We start from the raw sequence: 19,652 nt of genomic DNA on the forward strand, positions 1-19,652 counted from the left end.
TGTATACATGACAACGACAGCAATTAGCTGGCTTTTACCATACCATAAAGTGCCTACTTTCGGCACGTAATGTCTCCCTGAAATTACGGTGACTGGGGATGGGGTGAGTCGTTGCGGCAGTAACGCGTTGTGCAATAGGAGTGTGAATTCATGGCTGGTGTGAAAAACAATCGGCGGGCCCAATACACCCAGCAGATCATTCAAGAAACTGTGCTGGGGTTGTTGGAAAATAAACCGATCAACGCCATTTCTGTGACGGAGGTCTGCGCCAAGGCCGATGTCAATCGAACCACGTTCTACCGGTATTACACCGACATCTATGACTGCGTGGCCAGTATCGAAAAAGCCTTTGTGACGGGGCTACAGCCGTTTGAAGAGTCGACACCGACCGCAGCTTTGGAGCACCTGTTAACGGCCTTTTACGAAGATAAGAAGCTCAGTAATCTCGTCTTCGTCGAGGGCAAAACCAAGTTGCTTGAACGCATGCAGGAATTAATGCGGCGCACGGGCCCGGAGCCACCGTTGATCGATGACTACCAGGGGGCCTATATTGGCGCTGGTTTGCAAAGTATCCTTAAAAAGTGGGTCAAGGACGGCATGCCCGAGACCCCCCAGCAGTTAACGCAAATTATTATCAACACCATACTAGCCAAGAACCTGTCAGAGATTCGGGATGCAGTTTTGTAGCTGCCAAATATTACAATTTGCCCGAAATACCGGGAAACAGTTGTCTTTTTGCCCGGTATTATTTATCATGGTATCTGACTGTATGGAATTACAATGGAAGATAAATTAAGTGAGGAACACATCACAATGAAGAAAATGATTATTCACGGCGGCCGACCACTCTCTGGAGAAGTGACAATCGGCGGCGCTAAAAATAGCACAGTGGCATTGATTCCGGCAGCGATTTTAGCTGATACACCGGTCCGTTTTGACATGGTACCGGATATCCTTGATGTGCACAACTTAATGTTAATTTTGAAATCGATGAACGTGCACTCCACGTTTGAAGATGGGGTCCTCACCATTGACCCAACGGAAATCGTTGAAGCACCACTTCCGAGCAAGGCTATCAAGAGCTTGCGCGCGTCTTATTATTTTATGGGGTCCTTGTTGGGGCGGTTCCAACGGGCCACGCTGAGCTTCCCGGGCGGCGATAACATCGGGCCACGGCCAATCGACCAACACATCAAAGCGTTTAAGGCGCTGGGTGCGGCGGTTGACGAGCATGATGGCACGGTGCGTATCACTACCGGTCCCGAGGGGCTACACGGCGCACGGATTTTCTTGGACATGGTCTCAGTTGGGGCAACGATCAACTCGATTCTCGCGGCGGTCAAGGCCGTGGGAACCACGGTGATTGAAAACGCGGCGAAGGAACCAGAAATCATTGATATCGCGACCTTCCTGAACAACATGGGCGCCCATGTCCGTGGGGCCGGGACCGATGTCATTCGGATCGAAGGGGTCCCAACGTTGCGGGCCATGAACACGCACACAATTATTCCTGACCGCATCGAAGCCGGGACGTACCTGTCGATGGCTGCGGCCGTTGGTGACGGTGTCGTGGTCAAGAACGTGATTCCAGAACATTTGGAAGCCTTCACGGCCAAGATGATTGAAATGGGTGTACCATTGGAAATCAACGAAGACAGCATTTACGTGCCACGGTCTGAGGACTTGAAGCCCATTCAGGTCAAGACGATGCCATTCCCAGGGTTTGCGACCGACCTGCAACAGCCAATTACGCCGTTACTCTTTAAGGCGGACGGTAGTAGTGTGGTCATCGATACCATTTATCCGAAACGCATCAAGCACATCGCTGAGTTGCGGAAGATGGGCGCCCACATTCGTTCTGAAGAGGGCACCATTGTGGTTGACCCGAGCGATGATCTGATTGGGAGTGACGTTCAAGCCGGAGAAATCCGCGCCGGCGCCTCCCTGGTGATTGCTGGGCTTATGGCCGATGGTGACACCGAGATTAGCCAAGCAGATAATATTTTGCGGGGCTATGACCGAATTGTTGAAAAATTAACGGCATTAAACGCCGATGTAGAAATCGTTGATGACAGTTTAGTGGAAAACGGCCAAGATTAGCCATTGCCGCTATGTCGTTTTCATGTTATAATTCAACGGTTGACGATTAAAATCAATCTCTGATTCAGTCAATGGATCAGGGCAAAGGAGCGTATTACATTATGAAGCAAGGAATTCACCCAGATTACCACGAAGTTGTGTTCCAAGATTCAAGTACTGGTTTCCAGTTCTTATCTGGCTCAACGGCAACTTCTGACGAAACGGTTGAATGGGAAGACGGCAACACCTACCCATTGATCCGTGTCGAAATTACTTCTGATTCCCACCCATTCTACACGGGTAAGCAAAAGTTTACTCAAGCCGATGGTGCTGTGGACCGTTTCAACAAGAAGTACGGTTTATCCAACGACTAATTATAAAATTTATGATTTGTCTTACCGGTTACGGGGTTATCCCCGTGGCCGGTTTTTTTAGTATAAGAGTGCGGAACGAGCCGCTTAGACTCTGAGCATTAACGTGGCTAAGGGAATATCCCTGGGCTTGGGATATTTTCTTAGCCGGGTTAAGCGCAGGAGTCTGGCTCGTGGAGCACGTTTTGGAGGTTGCCAGGACCAGGATAGAATGGTGAAGAACCAGCTTAACGAACTAAAGCAATCTAAATTGAACGTAAACCCCGGGCCTGGGTCGTTTCCGTTAGGGTGTTAAGCGGAACCAGTTGCCCCGCGTAGCACGTTTCGGAAGCTGCCAGGACTGGGATAGTTCCGTGGAGAACTGATTTAGCGAACTAAACTAATATAATATTGAACGTAAATTCCGGGGCTGAGATATTTGCTTAGTCGGTGTTAAGCGGAAGGAGCTGCCTTGCGGAACACGTTTCGGAAGCCGCAGGACAGGGATGGTTCCGTGGAGAACCAGACTATCGGTCTGAACAAGTATCATCACAGAACCAAGCGGCGTGTCAAAACAGAACAAATACCAGTCAAAATCGGGTATTCTCCATAGGAAGAAGATGGCTGAGTAACTTATCCAAACTGACCAGCATCCTTAATAATGCGTTGAAACCCACCCAGAAGCTCAGCACAACGTTCTGTGGTCTCCCATGAATAATCTTATAAAGTGCTAGTAGAATCGCGTAGTGGCGCCCAGAATCGTTTATAAATCCGCACACGGTCGTCATTTTTCAAATAAATTTGTTAATTTTATGACGCTGTCGAGCCTCAGACTTTGTTTTTGTTAGTAAAAAGGGTAGAATTCAAAGTCGTAGAGACCGAATTATTTGGGGATTGGAGTAACTAATTATGGCAGACAAAAAGAAGCAGCAGCCAAAACGTCGTTGGCGATGGTTATGGAGTACGCTGTTTGTCCTCCTGATTGTCATTTCGCTGGGCTTAATCTTTAACGAACAAATAAAAAATTGGTTGATTTCTTCCTATCAACCTAAGATCACGCGTAAGGCCGTTCAGAACAACGAGAAGAAGAAAGCCTCGTATGATTTCAGCAAGGTGAAGTCGCTGGACTTCTCGACGGTGGCGAATGCCCGTTGGAACACTGCAAACATTCATGTGGTGGGGGAAATCCTGATGCCACAGTCGAAGATCCATTTGCCGATTGCCAAGGGTGTTAGCAATGAAGTTCTAGCACTGACAGCGGGGACCATGCGGCCGGACCAGAAGATGGGCCAAGGGAATTATCCATTGGCGGGGCACCACATGTCTTCGCAATCGATTCTATTTAGCCCCCTGTATTGGAAGACTCGGGTTGGCCAGATAATCTACCTGACTAATGCCAAGACCGTCTTCGTCTACAAGGTCAGTGTGCGCAAGTTCATTCCAGCTACGGACGTTGGCGTGGTTGCCCAGACGAAACAAAAGCTAGTCACTCTGATCACCTGTGACGCGACTGGCGCGAACCGTTTGATGATTCGTGGGAAATACGTGAAGCAGATGGCCTACAAGGATGCCCCAAGTTCCGTGCAAAAAGGTTTCCATGGTGGCTTTAACAACAAATAAGGTTAAAAAATCAGTGATTTCTGTCCAAAAAGCAGGAAACGCTGATTTTTTTTATTTTTTTTGAAATTTTTTAAAAATATTTTTAAAAGAATCGCGGCAGATGGGTGATCAGCGTGAAATTCAGTTGTACCAAGGGCTTAGAACACATAGTATATAGGGTATCCGATATTAGTCGAAAGTATCACATACTGTAAAAGAAAATCAAAATAATCAGCAAAATCGAAAAAGTTGCCATAAAATGTAAACTGTTTTCACTAGCAAATGTGCCTACAAATGCTGATACGTAGGCGTTATAATTGTAATAACGAACACGTTATAAATCAATTAATCGTCCATGAATGGGTTATCGAATTAGTTGTTCTCCCCACAGATGATTAAGAGTGGACAAAGAATCGAAAATGATGTACTATATCCTTGTAAGGTTGATACAGAGAAAACCACCAAACGTTGGGGGCACATGATTAACTAGGGTAATCCCGCGAGGTAGTTAAACGAAGATCAGCCAATGTTGACAGAAATTTATATTTAGCCAAAAAGGCTTAAAGGGGATAATAAATATGTTTAAGAAGACTTTAGGTTTCGTTGCTGTTGCTGCTGCACTGACTGGTTTGGGTTTAGCTTCAACGACGACTGCCAACGCGGATGTTGCCGATGGCGCAACTACTGGGACTACCGCTGCTAATGTTAATTTAACTGCTGATCCTAACGGTGCCGGTGGTGTTAGCTTGGTTCAAGTACCAACATTAACTTTTGGTGACAAGGTTTTGACTGGGTCCAAGGATACGACCACTTTGGGTGTTGCTAACAACTTGGTTGTTAAGAACGCCGGGGCCGCTACTGGCTGGTCCGTTACTGTTAAGGGCACTGCGATGACTGCTGGGAACAACACGCTTAGCGGTGGCTCTTATGACTTAAAGAGTGCCTCAGATAAGGCTCTTGCAGTTCAGTCAGACAACGTTACGGAAGATACCAGCAACAAGACGACTGCCACAGTTAGTTCTGCAACTGACGATGTTACTGGTGATACCTTCAATGGTTTAGCAGTTAATACCGGTGCTGCTACTAGCGATCAACCGGTTATGAACGCTGTTGCTAATCAAGGTATTGGGACTTTCAGTGCAAACTTCGGTAAGGATTCCGTCTTGAACATTCCTGCTTCAGCAATTGCTGGTAAGTACGAATCAACCTTGACTTGGACTTTAAGCAACGCGCCACTTGCTTAATTTAAATGAATTTGTTTTAGGAGACGGCTGAGAAGCCGTCTTTTTTGTTTGCGCTTGTTTTCAAATGAAGTTGCGTGATTTCTGGGATTATAGTTAATCGTTGTCTCTGAAGTCGGATTGAGAAGAGGACTTGGATCAATGAAGTTATATCATTCGAAAGGTTTTTGCTGAAAATTGACTGTAAAAGATCGCTGAAATAGAGAAAACTGCAGCCATTTTACATATGGCTTTAGTTGATGGGTGTAAAACAATAACAATTGGCTAAAACAAATTAACCAATTGCAAAAAAATGGGATACAAACCGCGAATTAATTAACGAACCAGCTAACCCGATATGGGCCGATTAAGCAGGAACAGAATAGGCTGTTGGTAAGCTGACTAATCGTTTATACACCCCTGACAATACTTGTTATAAAAACATTTGTTACCACAGATGATTAATTGTGGACAAAAGTCAAAAACGGTGCTATTATAACTTATGTAATCAGATGAATTCATCAGATAGTTTCATATAAGTTTCATAATTTAGGTAAGTGTTGCGGTTGTGACAAGGAACAAGGACGTGAGGATGGGACAGCGATGCGATTACGAGATTTAGGTTTGCTGGTACTGAGCCTGCTGATCGTCGGTTGGGGAATACCAACAACTGCTCGTGCGGATGATGTTCAGCAATCACACTATTCGGTAGCGTTGACCAAGCCACCGGCAACAGGCACATCTGATGTGACTGGCGGCGGTGCGGGAGCCACTATCGATGGTAATGATGGCGATACAGCGACTGGAAACGACAATTCCGGGAACTCATCAACATCACCCGCCACGAATACTAACGGTGGTCAAGGGGCGACCGTTAGTCCTACGAATGGTAGGGTTACGCAGGCTTCACAGGTATCACATCATGTTTTAGCAGGTCGGTTACCACAAACATCTGAAGTGTGGTTCGGCTTTAGCACATTAGCAGGAATTATCCTGTTACTGCTCGCTTGGATTGGGATTCTACTTAAAAGAAGAAAACAACAAAATTAGTTGAGGGAGATATTTATTATGACTAAAAAAACTTTACAATTATTAGCTTCTGCCGCATTGGTTGCTGGTCTTGGATTTACTACTGTAACGGCTAATGCCGATGCTACTAGTAATACTGGTTCCGTTTCAACGACTGCCAAGGTTACCTTGGATAGCAAGGGCGCTGGCGATAACGGTGATGGCGATGGCGGTAACGTTGCCGGCTCATTAGCAATCACTTCTGCTCCCGATGTTACGTTCGATGGTGGGACTTTAGATGGTAAGACGGCGCTTGATTTGAATGGGACTCTGGCCAATGGCGCAAAGTCACATGACACTAATGCTAAGGCCGGAGCTGTCACTGTTGTTGACCCTGGTACTGCCAGTGGTTGGACGGTGCAAGTTTCTAACACCAAGATGGCCAATGACGACTCAACCCAAACGGGTATCGCATCCTTGATCCAAGGTGGGAAGATTAACTTCTCTAATGCAGCACTGGCTTCTGAGGACAGTGGGGCTGATGCAGGTGTTACGTTACAAGGTAACGCAACTGCCAACGCGGTTTCCCTGAACACCGAAGGTACCGACAATGTTCCGGTTTACAACGCTGCTAAGGGTAGTGGTGTTGGTACTTGGACCGATACTTTCTCCAAGGCTAACTTGACTGTACCTGCTGGTAACGTTAAGGGTTCATACACGTCAACCTTAACTTGGACTTTGAACAACACCCCTCAAGCTTAATCGCTTAGCAGTCTAGAATGAAAAGGGGGGCTGCGCAGTGACTAGATGGACATCGGTTGTAGTGGCTTCGTTAGCCCTCGCAACGTTCACCATGAGTGCAACAGCGACAGCTCAAGCTAACGCTAAAAGCGGTGGCGGAGATCAAACGACGACTGCTAAAGTGACTTTAGTGGGTGGCGATACCTCCAAGCCGGTTAGCCCCAAAGATCCAGACGGGTCTGGCGGTGAGTTTCCGGGCGATAACCTTGATCCTGACAATAAAGGGACCGGGTCGACCGGGGATTTGACCATTGATTATGCGTCGAACCTTGTGTTTGATGAAAATAGTTATGCGGACGGTTTAATTACCGCCACGGCTACCAATAATCGGGCCTTTGTTCAGGTCAGTGATCGGCGGTACACCGGTGATGGTTGGCAATTAATGTTGACGCCGAGCGTTTTGACGGGGCAATCGGATAACCAAAAGATTTATGGTGACGGCGCCTCAATTGAGATGGGCGTTACCCGATTCTTGGCTTCCGGTGCCACTGTCAGTCAGTATCCGCACGTCACGACGGCCAGCACCACCCGATTACCACTGGGTGAGATGGCCAAGGTTGGCCAGGCTGATCGTGGCACTGGCGTCGGAACATGGATCTATCGCTTGAACTACGACACCACTGCACCAACAAAATTGTTAGTAAACGGCAGTCACGTCTCCGAGACACAGACCTATACGGGTGAGTTAACGTGGACGCTGACTGATTCACTACATTAAAAATGGTAAAGATTAAGAATGCGGTGGCGACAGCTACCGCATTCTTTGTTACAATGAACATAAAGTTGAGTTTTTATGGAGGTTGGGAGAAACATGAAACGTTGGCTAAAGATTTTAGTAACATTAGGGACGTTACTGATGGCGTTTGGCTGGTATCAACAGACTGCTCAGGCCGAAAGCGTGGGTTATTCGGTAAGCGCCATTTTGCCAAAGAACCAGGATGACAAGAAGGTCACTTACTTTGCCTTGCGGGTCAAGCCTAAGCAACAGCAAAAGTTGACGATTGTGATTCGCAACACGAGTAAGTCCATGAAACGATTCCAAGTTGGGGTCAATCAAGCGATTACCAACGATAACGGGGTCATCGACTACAGTAAGGCCAATCCAACTCTGGATAGCTCACTGAAGGTCGGTATCAAGGACGTCTTCAGCAAGGACAGCACCCAAAAGGTCAACGTTCCTGCCAAGAGCACCAAGAAGGTCTCCGTGTCCTACACCATGCCTGCCAAGACGATTGACGGGATGATCTTAGGGGGCGTTTACGTTAAGCAACTGAACAATGATGACAGTTCTAGCGCGAAGAAGGGTGTCACCATCAAGAACGCCTTCGCCTATGTCATTGGGGTTCGGTTACGGGAAAGCAGCGTTGACGTTGCCCCCGACATGAAGCTTAACGCGGTCAAGGCTGGTCAAATCAACTCCTACAACCAAATCCAAGCAAACTTACAAAACCCGCGTCCGGGTCTGATGAGCGAGTTAAAGGTGAAGTCCAAGGTCACCAAGGCTAATGAAACCAAGACGGTTTTGAGCAACGAGAAGAGCAACATGTCCATGGCGCCTAACTCTAACTTCAACTACTCCATTCCTTGGGGTAGCACGCAGTTAAAGGCCGGCGAATACACGCTGACCCTCGATGCTTACGCTAAGGGTGGTTACCACTGGCACTTCGTGAAGAACTTTAACGTCACCCAGGCCCAAATCAACCAATTAAAGAATAAGATCAACACGCCACAACAAAAGAGCTACCTCTGGTGGTTCGTGGCCGGCGGGGTCTTAATCGTGTTGTTGCTGATCATCATCATCTACTTGTTAATGAAGAACCGCCGTCACGATGACGACGATGCCGCTACTGACAAGACGGATACCACAAAATAAATAAATCAGATGAAGCGTCATCGAACTGACAGCCTGTGCTGTTGGTTCGATGGCGTTTTTTTGCGTGATAGTCAAACAGGGTATTTCCTAACTTGATGACCGAAGCGTAGGTAAGTTTACTTAACTGAGCAAGGTTAAATTATCTAGACCCACCTGCTCCCAAAACACGCGGAACCTGCAATGTGCACCTGGAACATCGTATAATAGGATTAGATATTAGAACTGGTAATCAATTTGGCTAACAGTCTTCAAATACGTTGATTACCACGAAACTACAGAAACGTAACAATAGGTTGCGGTGTTAAAACGAACTTCATAACTTTGGGGATAAAGTTGGGGAAGGAGTAAGCTTATGCGGCTAAAAGTTAGAATTGCTAGTGTGCTGACTTTACTACTGACTTGGGGGTTAATCGCCTGGCAAACGGATACGGTTCGGGCTGATACCACGGATGCGGACTACGACAGTGCATTGTCCACGATGCCAGAAGGGCTGAACATCGACCAGTATTTCACGCCGGGGAACTTTACGGGCACGAACTCGGCTTCGGTGACGGCCCCCAAGAGTCCGACCGACCCGACCCAGGCGGTGCGGTTGACCTATGATCACAACCAACTGGGAACCATTTGGGCGAAGGATGATTATGACATTGATTTGACCAAGAACCAAAAGGCTTCGATGTGGATGTATTTTGGCAATAATCCGGCGAACAATCAAATGGGTGATGGGATGGCCTTTGTCATGCAAAATGATCCGCGGGGGACCAAGGCCACGGCGACCACCGATACCGGCGCGACGGCCCGGGGAGAAACGCTCGGAACTTGGGGCTATCCGTACGACTATCTGACCCAGGGAAACACGAGTAAGATTTCCGCGCTGGCCATTCAGGACAGCTGGGCGCTCGAATTTGATACGTTTATCAATAATCAAAGTATCAACACCAACCAGGCCAACGCAACCGACTTCGATTACTACACGGCGAATGCCGGGCTAGACGCTGGTACGACCAAGCAGCATATCGCTGCGGGTTATCCGGCCGTCAGTGGGACCTATGCCAAACGGTTCGCCTCGATGAACGGTGGGACCACGGATGCCTACTTTACCGTCCTCAAGCACCAAGGCTTAGTGCCCAATCTACCCACGCTGACTAATGGCTCATGGCACCATGTGACCTTAGCCTATACGGCCCCAACCGGCAGCGATGCCAAGGGCCTTATGACCTATACGATTAACGACAAGAACCCGCTGACCGGCGCCAACCAGACGGGGCAAAGCAACTCGTATGAGGTTGATCCGGCTAAGTTAACGCCCGAGGGCGAACCCACGGCCACCTCAGCGATGTGGGGCTTTACGGGGTCCACTGGTGATAAATATGAAAATAATCTGGTCGTCTTTGAACAAATTCCCGGGTTGGTCGATGCGACCGCCTCAGCAACGATGACGGACGTGACGGCTGGTCAACAGTTGACGACGGGTACGGCAATCACCGGTGGCGACCGGCTGAAGATGACGTACAATCTAACTTATAATGACGGACGGGCCGCCTGGAAGAACATTCAGGCCGTGATGAACGTTCCCGCGAACGTGACGTTACGCACGGCAAATATTGCCTATGCGGATGGCACTTCGGCAACGATTCCGATTGACGGCTTAAATGGTCGTGAGTTGGATTATACGTTGGCCAAGACGTTAAACCAGGACACCAGCGATGGCGGTGGCGGAAAAACCGCGACCATCACGTTGAATGGTCAGGCCGACAACGTGAATGCGGCCGTTGATGCTAGCTCCAGTACCTTCCGGGGCAGTAATGCAATTGCTACGGCCGACCTGCCTAGCTTTAGCATCGTTCAAACGACCGGAACCATGGCGCTTGACCTGACCTCGAACGCGACCGTCAGTATGGCGCCGAGCGAGTCGACGACCATCACCGGGAAGGCGACGTTGACTGGGACGATGCCGAGTGATCGGTTGTTTACCCTGCACAGTGCCATCAATGGTGGTGCGGAAACGACCAGTAAATTTACGACCAGCGGTAATAGCGGAACCTTCAGCTTGCCGGTCAAGGGGAGCGATTTGCAGAATGGGGCTAACACGGTGGACCTGTACGTCGTGGACGCCTACGGGGATTCTTCCCCGACCGTGACGGTTACCATTAACGTGGGCATCTTTGGATTCGGCCAGGTGTCGCCCAAGAGTTCGTTTAAGGAAACGACCTTGACGGGCCAAGCGCAGACGATTGAACGTAGCAATGACTGGTCGCTGATTATTGACGATACGCGGGGCAGTGGCAGCGGGTGGACGTTACAGGCCAGTGCCACGCCATTTACGGGGACCAACATGCCGGATAACCAATTGAAAGGCAATCTGGTGTATGTGGATGCTGATCATAACGCCACCACGCTCAATTCAACGGCGACGACCGTTTTGACGCATGAGGACGATGGTAGTGCCACAACGAACGTGGTCGATGGTTGGTCGCGTGACACGGGCCTGTTGTTAAAGACGCACAGTGATGCCTTACAAGATGAGTATTCTGGAACTGTGACTTGGACGCTGTCGAATGCGGTTCACTAAGAAAAAGTTTAAGGTCACCACTTTTAGGCCACTTAACGCGTGTAGCCTGATAAGTGGTGATTTTTATTTTGGGCGACGTTGTACTGAACCTGAACAATACCGCCATGGTCGGCAGTTATCGTGGATAAATCGATTGGATGTTGGCCGTGAAAACAAATTAAACCAGTTATAGACGGGTACCAATGACCGCTTCTCAGGGATGGTGGGCGGCGTTGGGACCTTCTTTTTGTTCTGAATGTTGTGGTGAATGTCCGTAACCAATAATCATAGTAAAGAGGCTTTAAGCTAGCTTTATGGTTCAGTTTGTCTTTAATACAGGAAAACGACTATAATGTTTTTTTATTCGGATACGAGATGGTTGCGGTGGATTCCAATTTAATCATAATTGCAACCGGTTGTTCCTGGGAACAACGTTTAGAAAAATCACTGAAGACGGTAACGCCCGTAACGTGGTGTTTAGGGTGGGAAAGATTGTTGGGATGACTAGTACCGGCAGGCTTTCGAGCACTAGGAGAGGATCAATATGAAAATAAAGGCAGTCGTGTTAAGCATCTTAACAGTTGGAACATTACTCGGTCTACGGACGGTGCCTGGGCTCGCCTCGACCAAGGAAAATGTGACCGCTGCGTTGGGGACGGCGCCGCAGGGGATTGCTATCGATAGTTACTTTGAAACGGGAACCATTGCCAATAATTCGGCGAAAATTTCAGATACGGATCAGGGGAAAAATCAGGCCGTTCAGCTGACGGATGCGACGACCGGCGGGGATGAGCTGGGAACGATTTGGACCAGTGATGCCGCGGCGATGGATTTAAGCGAGGACCAGACGGCGTCAATGTGGCTGTACACGGGGGACTCGTTTACTTCGAGTGGTGATGGGATGACCTTTGTCATGCAAAATGATGAACGGGGAATCGGCGCAAGTGCCCTCAATACCAGTGATGAATCAAATCCCACGCCCGCAACCGGTGAAACGCTGGGTGTCTGGGGCGATGACATCAATGAAAAGTACAAGAGCGCTGACGATTTAGCTGCCACGGGAATTCAGAACAGCTGGGCATTGGAATTTGACACTTATAATAACAAAAGTCTGCCAAGCACGAATTCGGATGACAGTGCAGCGGACCAGAAAAAGACGTGGGATAGTTATTTTGCCAGTTCGGCTAATTCGGCGAACCAATTTGATTTGAATGAAAGCAGTATGCATATTGCTTCGGCTTACCCCGGAGATAAGACGTCTTATAATATGTCGGGGAAGAACATTACGGTGACCACGTACGGGGGATTTTTAAATCTGACACCAACGAACACGACGTACAATTATCCTTATGCGGTACTGAATCACCAAGGTGTGATTACCAACGGCTTTAATCTCCTGGGAACCGGGGCCTGGAAGCATTTAACGTTGAAATGGGATGCGTCGAGTAGTCAAATGACCTACACGTTTGATGACAAGGATCCCGACACTGGGGCTGCCAAGACAGGACTGTCGCAAACGGTCACAGTGGATAAGAATAAGCTCAATCTAGGTAGCGATAATAAGATTCGTTGGGGATTTACAGGGTCGACCGGGTCCAACTTTGAAAACAACTTGGTCGTCTTTGAACAGGTCCCCGGGTTGGTCAACGCGAGTGCGACGGCTAAACTGACGGATAGCACGCAGAGTGACAAGGAAATCACCTCAGCGAGCGATACGGTGAATGCCGGCGACCGGATGAAGCTTGACTACAATTTGAATTATAATGGCGGCCGGGATTCTTGGCAGGACGTTCAGGCGAAACTGAATCTGCCTAGTAACATCGTCTTTAGCAATGCGACGATTACTTATGCTAACGGGGACACGCAAACGGTGACGGACTTGGATGCGCAGAGTAGTACCGGGCAGGCCCTCAGTGAGACCTTGAGCAAGGAACTGTCCAGTGACAACGACGGCGCCACCATCTCGCTGAGTGGGAAGGCCGTCGTTGGCGATAGCAGCGAAACCACGGTTGCCGCGACGAACAACAGGTTTAATGGCTCGAATGCGATTACGCAGGCAAGTCTCACGGGCTTCAAAGTTGAGAAGAACGATGATGCTACTGTTAGCATGACGTTGACGGGGGATGATGTTAATTCAGATAGCACAACGGCCCGCAAGCGACTGACCAAGGCAGCAGACGTTGCTGTGACGGGAAAAATCTCTTACGTTACGGGAACCGCCGATCCGAATAGCAGTCTAACTCTTCACCCGGTCTTAAACGGTAAGGAACTTCAGACGCAGACGCTGAGTAACAGCGACGCGGCTGGGACCTTTACCTACATCATTCCAGCCAGCGCACTGGTTGCCGGTCAAGATAACGTCCTGACATTGTACGCGACGGACAGTAAGGGGCACGCGACCAATGACGTCAGCGAGACGGTAAATCTGTCGGCGGGGTCCCGGAGCTTGGTGGCTTCCCCGAAGTCCTCATTTAACAGTGATGATCCGCGGAGCATGTCCGGGTCGGAAATGACCTTGACGCCTGATAGTAATTGGGATGTGACCGTTGATGATACCGAGGGTACTGGTGACCAATGGACCTTGACGGCGAGTGCAACCCCCTTTATTTCCAAGCTGCGGGGGAGCCTTTCCGCAGACATGACTTACGTGACCAGCGATGGCACCAGTAGTAGCCTGATGAGTGGGGCGGTTAACGTGCTGAGTCACACGACCACTTCGGATGATGATGTGGTCAATATCACGAATGATTGGAACGATTCGCAAGGGCTGTTCCTGAATGTCCATTCCGATGCATTAGAGGGCACGTACTTCAGCACGGTCACCTGGACATTGGGTGATACGCCAACGTAGGCCGATTATCTCGCGGGTTGCCGGCTCGTTAAAAATTGAACTAGTTGTTATTTAGAGGACCTCAGTTGTGAAAACTGAGGCCCTTTTTTGTCTGTAGCTTAGGAATCCCGTTAAACCGCGAATGGTTGTCAGTTTAAATAGGCTGACTAAAACATTTATTGCTTTACGGTTGTGTTTCTCTCGTAAACCGCATATAATCATATTAGTTAATAGTTAGACTGTTCTAGGGGAGTCTTTAAAATACTGACTAGTGTTTTGAATTTTGATTAGTTTGAAGAACTGTTAAATTGGCATTCTTTAGATAGAAAAGTCAGTATCCTTTCACCAATTGAAACTATTTGTGCAATTAATGACTAGGGCGATAAAATATCGGAGCGCGGCGGGATTTCCGCTTAAGGAGTGACTTAAATGAAGTTGAAGCGGTTAGTAACGGGGATTGTGATTGGCTTGGCGGGGGCTACTTTGGGGTGGGAGACCTCGGCACAAGCTGACGATTTAACAAATGTATTAAACGGTGCGCCACAAGGCATTAAGATTGGTAGCTATTTTCAGGCAGGCACAACCTCTGATAACTCAGCTGTGCTAGCCAAGACGCAACACGGTGAGGACCAGGCAGTTCAATTAACTGATAAAACAAGTCAATTGGGAACTATTTGGACTAGTGATTCGGCTGAAATGAACTTGAACGAGGATCAAACAGCGGCGATGTGGATGTATTTTGGGGATGGTAGTACATCGTGGTCTGGTGACGGGATGGCCTTTGTCATGCAAAATGATACCCGGGGCCTCGGTGCCAGTTCAGTCGATACGAGTGGTAAGCCAGGTCGTGGGGAAACCTTAGGTGTTTGGGGGGATGACACGGGGAACGGTTTTACGAGTACAACAGAGTTAGCCAAGTCAGCCATTCACAACAGCTGGGCGATTGAATTTGATACCTATGTGAATAAGTTTGATAAGAAGGATGACACAAGCATGGCGGATGCTATTAAAGGCGGCATTCCTAGCTATTTTGACGTCGATATCACGGGAGCCTATCCTCATATTGCCTCAGCTTATCCTGGGAAAGCTAGTACGTATTCGATTGTTAACGTGGGCTCGACAGGTTACCATTACGCTAAGATGAACCATACGGGGATTTTAACCAACAATTATAGTGGCCTAGCCGACGGATTTTGGCATCACGTCACGCTTCATTGGAATCACACGGCCAAGACGATGACTTACACCATTAATGATAAAAGCCAGACAACGGGTGCACCTCAGGATTCAAGTTACGAAAAGTATAAGACATTTACGACCGCACCACTAGATATGACCGAAATTGATCCGCAAAATACAGGGAAAATTCGTTGGGGATTTACCGGATCAACCGGTTGGAATGCTGAAAAGAACTTGGTCATTTTTGAAAAAGTTCCTGGCCTGGTCGATGCCAACTCAATAGCCAAATTAACGGATACAACCAGTGGTAACGCCGTAACCAGTGGCACAACGATTAATTCCGGTGACCGCTTGCGACTTGACTACAACCTAACTTATGCGAGTGGTCGGGAAGACTGGAAAAACGTGGTTGCCAATTTAAATTTGCCTCAGGACGTGAGTTTTACGTCTGGCGTGGTTACTTACGCCAATGGGCAAAAGGATACCATCGATTTGAGCGGCCTCAGTGGACAAAGTCTGAAAACGACTTTGACACAAAATTTGTCTAAGACTAACGCGACGGCAACGGTGTCCTTGAACGGTAAGGCTGCCCCGGTCGACAGCTCGGGCAATCCTGCGGCTGCGGGAACCACGACGAGTACGAAAACCGTGACGAGTAACTTTGTCGGGGATAATGCGATGACTTCGGCGACGGTGGATGCGTTTAACGTAAAGGCCGTCAACAGTGCCATGACCCTGGCTTGGACCGGCGACAGTGCCAACGGGGCTAGCAATACGATCGGCGCGACGTCGGTGACTGCGGGCAAGTCGGTTACGTTGACCGGGAAGGCCTCGTACGTTACCGGGAGTGCGGATACCAACAGCAATATCAAACTGCACGGGGAACTGAATGGCGAAGCGCTGCCGGTGACCACGTTGAAGAACACGGATGCTAGCGGAACCTTTAGCTACACGGTGCCCAGTTCGGCACTGACGGCGGAGAGTAACCAACTGATTCTGTACGCGTCTGATAGCAAAGGCAATAACAGTAACGACGTGAGTTATACCATCACGCAGGGGTCACTGAAATTGGCAGTGGCGCCGACGATTGCGTTTAGTGGGATCCTGACCGGTCAGCACCAGCAATTGGCGGCTAATGATGATTGGGATGTCGATGTGCGTGACACCCGGGGAACCGGTAGCCACTGGACCTTACAGGCGGCGGCTTCAGCGTTTACGACCGGCACGGATGGTGCTGGTACGGTGTTGCCAGCGAGTCTGATGTATCAGGATGGGACAACTGCCGCTAACTTGAGTGCGGGGAACCAGGTCCTGATGGATCACACGACGACCAGCGGCAACGACCTGACCAACGTGTCGGGGGATTGGGAGAATGGTCGGGGCCTGTTGCTAGATGTTGGCAGTGGCGCCGCTGAAGGGCATTATCAAGGGACGGTGACCTGGAGTTTTGTGGACGCCGTTAAATAGAAGAACGTTGTGAGAGCTTGGGCGACTAAGCTCTTTTTTCTTGCGTTGAAAAGACTTATTCAGCTAAAAGTGAGTTCTTAAATTATCCTTTAACTCCTTATAAATATTGTTATATCAACTTTTTTGCTTAACTTTGGTGGTGAATGTGCTATACTAATTTCAGATAGTACATGGAGTTATTATTACACGGGTGATAATATAATAAATGTTATAAGTCGCTGATAGTGAAAATCAGTGGGCAACGTTAATGGCTGTGACCGGCGAACTACCGTAACGATTGAAATTGAGATTGACGTCTGGTGTTAACCGGAGCGATAGGGTGCGGTAGTCTGGGCCGGTTATGTGGCTGGGCATATTGATTTAAATTGGGGGAATTGACATGTTGTTAAAGCGCGTATTGTTAGGGATTATTTTGGGGCTGGTTGGGATTAACTTTGGCTGGGAGATTAAGGCTAGAGCACAAGGCCTGAGTGATCAAGGCCATGCTAGTTTGGATAAAATTGTTGAGAAAGCACCACAGGGAATTGATATCAGTAGTTATTTTGAAATTGGCAGCATTCCAGAAAATTCTGCTTCTTTAATCAAGACGAATTATGGGGAAAATCAAGCGGTTTATTTAACGAATGGACCGGATCAGTTGGGAACAATTTGGACGAAGAACGGGGCAGCCATGCCTTTGGATAAGGATCAAACGGCGTCCATGTGGATGTTCTTTGATAAAGGTGGTTATAGCACGGGTTCAGGAGATGGCATGGCTTTTGTGATGCAGAATGATTCACGTGGTAGTAACGCTAGTGCACTAGATGAGAATCATAGTCCTGCTGCCGGCGAGACGTTAGGTGTTTGGGGAGATGCTACCGGAAAGGTGCTTCCTGATGCTGACACAATTGCAGGAAGGGCTATTCAGAATAGTTGGGCACTAGAATTCGATACGTATCCTAATCAGGTTTGGAAAAATGGGCTAGCAGAGAAATTGAAAGCGGGCCAGCAATCTTTATTTGACGAAGGTAGTGTGGGTGATACCCTTAATAGAGGAAAAAATAATTTTGGCGTTGCAATTGCAAAGGGATATCCCCATATTGCTTCTGGCTACCCAGGCATGTCTACAACATATCAAATTAAACAATTTGATAAATGGAAATATGCCACAATGAAGCATGAAGGTGTTCTTAACGAAGGTAATGCTTTTTTAGCTAATGGTGAATGGCATCATGTGACGTTAGCTTGGAAACATGCAGAAAAGAGTATGACCTATACCTTTAATGACAAAGATCCGCAGACTGGCAAAGATACGCCAGAGTCACAGAAAACCTATACAGTAAAAAATATGGATCTACAGGAGCTTGACCCGAAAGGCACTGGGAAGGTTCGTTGGGGATTTACAGGCTCCACGGGAAAGAGCTGGGAAAGTAATTTAGTTGTTTTTGAGAAAGTACCTGGTTTAGTAGATGTGAATGCTAAGGCGGTTCTGACGGATACGACTGATAATAATCGTGTGGTGAAGACAGATGATAGTATAAAAGCAGGGCATCAGGTCAAACTTGATTACGACTTGAGCTATGCTAGTGGTTGGGAACCGTGGCGAAAGGTGGAGGCCAACATCGATTTACCCAAAAATCTGAGTTTCACGAATGGGGTCATCACATATTCCAATGGTCAAACGGAAGATCTTAGTTTGAACGATCTCAAAGGACAGGACATTAAGACCAAATTGGCGCAGAACTTGTATAAATCAATCAATGAAAATAGTAAAACACCCAAGGATAGTCAGCACGCAACTTTGTCACTGAATGGGCAGGCGGTGCTGCCAGGAAAAGAGGTGGCTTCCGTACCGGCAACTACCAGTAAATTTATTGGTGAAAATGCGGTGACAACGGCAACCTTAAATGGATTCAAGGTGAAATCGGTCGATGATCCAATAAGTTTGCAGTGGACAGGCGACAGCGTTACCGGGAACATGGTGGTGAGTGACGGTAAAGATGTTACGCTAACTGGAAAAGTTTCTCGGTTATCTGGACTGGACGGAATTAAGTTACACGTTAATTTAGATGCGAAGATACAGATGGATGAGGAAGGAAACTTTACGCTTAAGATGCCAAGTGATCAGCTGCAGGCGAAGACGACTCAGTTGAAGGTTAGCGCATCTGATGCTAATGGCATTAATAGTACCAATGTTTTAGAGTATACGATTACGCAAAGGTTGTTGGAATTGTCTGCTGATCCTGATTTAACGTTTGGTCAGTATGCCCTGACTGGTCGGTCGGATAAAATTTATCCCAAAGGAACTTTTAACGTTAGTGTTGTTGATACCGGGGAATCAAGACCAGGATGGCAACTAACCGCATCGCTGAATTCAGATACACTGATGACTGAAAATGAGGAGCGGGCATTAGACGGGAAGCTCACCTATGTTGCACCAGCCACACAACAGGGGGTGGTGGCGTCTGGCCTTGAGCAATGGAAGGACCTGTCTAGACAGTCTATTGTCATTGCCACTAGTCAGGAGACAAAGCCCGAAACCAAAACTCCAAACGAAACCCTCATCGCAGGTGATTCTGATGGTCCCCGTGGACTCTTACTACACTTGAATTCAAGTGCTATCCCGGGCCAATACTCAGGCCAAATCACGTGGGAATTAAAGAATGCACTCTAATACACACAAATAGCCCAACCTGAATCAAGTCACGATTCAAGC

Annotated in this window: 13 protein-coding genes; all 13 read left to right on the plus strand. The window is 48.1% G+C overall.

What is annotated here, in order from left to right:
• The first annotated feature begins 150 nt into the window (after positions 1-150).
• Complete coding sequence (locus tag JUF22_RS12575) at positions 151-687, plus strand: TetR/AcrR family transcriptional regulator (RefSeq protein ID WP_203646804.1); 537 nt, start codon at positions 151-153, stop codon at positions 685-687.
• A 126-nt stretch (positions 688-813) separates the two neighbouring features.
• Positions 814-2,100 (plus strand): UDP-N-acetylglucosamine 1-carboxyvinyltransferase, encoded by a 1,287-nt coding sequence (murA, locus tag JUF22_RS12580; RefSeq protein WP_203639484.1) that lies wholly within the window; start codon positions 814-816, stop codon positions 2,098-2,100.
• A 101-nt stretch (positions 2,101-2,201) separates the two neighbouring features.
• Entirely contained in the window at positions 2,202-2,453 is a 252-nt protein-coding gene (locus JUF22_RS12585) for a type B 50S ribosomal protein L31 (RefSeq protein WP_125765486.1), read from the plus strand.
• An 885-nt stretch (positions 2,454-3,338) separates the two neighbouring features.
• Positions 3,339-4,049, plus strand: coding sequence for a class A sortase (locus JUF22_RS12590; RefSeq protein ID WP_203646806.1), 711 nt, complete (start codon positions 3,339-3,341; stop codon positions 4,047-4,049).
• Between the two features lie 557 nt (positions 4,050-4,606).
• Complete coding sequence (locus JUF22_RS12595) at positions 4,607-5,272, plus strand: WxL domain-containing protein (RefSeq protein WP_203646813.1); 666 nt, start codon at positions 4,607-4,609, stop codon at positions 5,270-5,272.
• A 579-nt stretch (positions 5,273-5,851) separates the two neighbouring features.
• Complete coding sequence (locus JUF22_RS12600; RefSeq protein ID WP_203646815.1) at positions 5,852-6,298, plus strand: LPXTG cell wall anchor domain-containing protein; 447 nt, start codon at positions 5,852-5,854, stop codon at positions 6,296-6,298.
• Positions 6,299-6,316: 18 nt separating this feature from the next.
• Entirely contained in the window at positions 6,317-7,018 is a 702-nt protein-coding gene (locus tag JUF22_RS12605) for a WxL domain-containing protein (protein WP_203646817.1), read from the plus strand.
• A 37-nt stretch (positions 7,019-7,055) separates the two neighbouring features.
• Complete coding sequence (locus JUF22_RS12610) at positions 7,056-7,775, plus strand: WxL domain-containing protein (RefSeq protein WP_203646819.1); 720 nt, start codon at positions 7,056-7,058, stop codon at positions 7,773-7,775.
• A 93-nt stretch (positions 7,776-7,868) separates the two neighbouring features.
• Positions 7,869-8,930 (plus strand): WxLIP family cell surface protein, encoded by a 1,062-nt coding sequence (locus tag JUF22_RS12615; RefSeq protein ID WP_236000781.1) that lies wholly within the window; start codon positions 7,869-7,871, stop codon positions 8,928-8,930.
• A 352-nt stretch (positions 8,931-9,282) separates the two neighbouring features.
• The gene (locus tag JUF22_RS12620; protein WP_203646822.1) at positions 9,283-11,502 is read left to right on the plus strand and encodes a hypothetical protein; all 2,220 of its coding nucleotides are present in this window, start codon (positions 9,283-9,285) and stop codon (positions 11,500-11,502) included.
• A gap of 523 nt (positions 11,503-12,025) precedes the next feature.
• Positions 12,026-14,332 (plus strand): lectin-like domain-containing protein, encoded by a 2,307-nt coding sequence (locus tag JUF22_RS12625; protein ID WP_203646824.1) that lies wholly within the window; start codon positions 12,026-12,028, stop codon positions 14,330-14,332.
• Positions 14,333-14,740: 408 nt separating this feature from the next.
• The gene (locus JUF22_RS12630) at positions 14,741-16,957 is read left to right on the plus strand and encodes an L-type lectin family protein (RefSeq protein ID WP_203646826.1); all 2,217 of its coding nucleotides are present in this window, start codon (positions 14,741-14,743) and stop codon (positions 16,955-16,957) included.
• Positions 16,958-17,336: 379 nt separating this feature from the next.
• The gene (locus tag JUF22_RS12635) at positions 17,337-19,610 is read left to right on the plus strand and encodes an L-type lectin family protein (protein ID WP_203646828.1); all 2,274 of its coding nucleotides are present in this window, start codon (positions 17,337-17,339) and stop codon (positions 19,608-19,610) included.
• Positions 19,611-19,652: the final 42 nt, after the last annotated feature.

It is taken from the genome of Levilactobacillus lanxiensis (assembly GCF_016861655.1).
Classification (GTDB): domain Bacteria; phylum Bacillota; class Bacilli; order Lactobacillales; family Lactobacillaceae; genus Levilactobacillus; species Levilactobacillus lanxiensis.